This window comes from Methylobacterium sp. AC832, from assembly GCF_979256025.1.
In genome coordinates this window covers 1-233 of sequence record NZ_CEEDMV010000089.1, presented here as the reverse complement: position 1 = coordinate 233, position 233 = coordinate 1, and the positions used below count along the sequence as shown (strand labels likewise).

At 69.5% G+C, this 233-nt stretch carries 1 pseudogene; it reads left to right on the top strand.

Annotation, left to right across the window (positions count from 1 at the left end):
* A pseudogene (locus AC0IXR_RS25205) lies at positions 1-233 on the top strand (EamA/RhaT family transporter); the annotation flags it as partial.

The following is a 233-nucleotide window of genomic DNA, read 5'->3' as shown; positions in this document are numbered from 1 at the left end:
ATATCAGGGATGGCCGGCATCTGCCTGATCGTCGGCGTCGATGCCTTCCGCGATCTCGGGCAGGGCATCGTGGCCGAGGTCGCGATCGTCGCCGCCACCATCTGCTACGCCTGCGCGGCGATCTTCAGCCGCGGCTTCAAGGGGCTCGATCCGATGGCGCCGGCGGCGGGCTCGCTGATCGCGGGTGCTGCGATCCTTCTCCCGCTCAGCCTCGCCGTCGAACGGCCCTGGAC